The organism is Martinezella calliandrae, assembly GCF_030272695.1.
GTDB lineage: Bacteria > Pseudomonadota > Alphaproteobacteria > Rhizobiales > Rhizobiaceae > Rhizobium > Rhizobium calliandrae.
In genome coordinates, this window is the sequence record NZ_JARFYN010000157.1 from 1 (window position 1) to 1,194 (window position 1,194).

Consider the following 1,194-nt stretch of genomic DNA (forward strand, 5'->3'; position numbering starts at 1 on the left):
GGGAGTGTCAGGAATTCTGTGCGGTGGGCCATGATGATGAAAAGGAGCGAATCATCACATGGCTATCGAAAAGGAACTTTTGGACCAGCTTCTTGCCGGTCGTGACCCGTCCGATGTTTTCGGCAAGGACGGTTTGTTGGACGATCTGAAGAAAGCGCTATCTGAGCGTATGTTGAATGCGGAGCTCGACGAGCATCTCGAGGTCGAGCGCAACGAGGGGATTTCGGCCAACCGGCGCAATGGCTCCTCGAAAAAGACGGTTCTGACCGGGACGTCGAAAATGACACTTGCCATCCCGCGCGACCGGGCCGGCACGTTCGACCCGAAGTTGATCGCCAAATACCAGCGTCGCTTTCCCGATTTCGACGACAAGATCATCTCCATGTACGCCCGCGGCATGACGGTACGGGAGATACAGGGCCATCTCGAAGAGATTTATGGCATCGAAGTGTCACCGGACCTGATCTCGGCGGTGACCGACCAGGTTCTCGAGGCCGTTGGCGAATGGCAGAACCGCCCGCTCGAACTGTGTTATCCCCTCGTGTTCTTCGATGCCATCCGGGTCAAGATCCGGGACGAGGGGTTCGTTCGCAACAAGGCCGTCTATGTCGCGCTCGCCGTTCTGGCCGACGGCAGCAAGGAAATCCTCGGGCTCTGGATCGAGCAGACCGAAGGGGCAAAGTTCTGGCTTCGGGTGATGAACGAGCTGAAAAGCCGTGGCTGCCAGGACATCCTGATCGCCGTGGTCGATGGTCTGAAGGGCTTTCCCGAAGCCATCACCGCCGTCTTTCCCCAAACGATTGTCCAGACCTGCATCGTCCACCTGATCCGGCACTCGTTGGAGTTCGTCTCCTACAAGGACAGGAAGCCCGTCGTGCCAGCGTTGAGAGCAATCTACCGGGCGCGAGATGCCGAGGCTGGTCTGAAGGCGCTGGAGGCCTTCGAGGAAGGCTATTGGGGCCAGAAATATCCCGCCATCTCTCAAAGCTGGCGGCGCAATTGGCAACACGTTGTTCCCTTCTTCGCCTTTCCGGAAGGCGTCCGCCGCATCATTTACACGACAAACGCCATAGAGGCCCTGAACTCGAAGCTTCGACGGGCGGTGCGGTCGCGTGGCCATTTCCCGGGTGACGACGCTGCCATGAAGCTGCTATATCTCGTCCTCGACAACGCGGCCGAGCAGTGGAAGCGCGC

Annotated in this window: 1 protein-coding gene; it reads left to right on the plus strand. The window is 58.8% G+C overall.

Annotation, left to right across the window (positions count from 1 at the left end):
* Positions 1-58: 58 nt before the first annotated feature.
* A partial coding sequence (locus PY650_RS36470) for an IS256 family transposase (protein WP_285884949.1) occupies positions 59-1,194 on the plus strand: 1,136 nt, incomplete at its 3' end.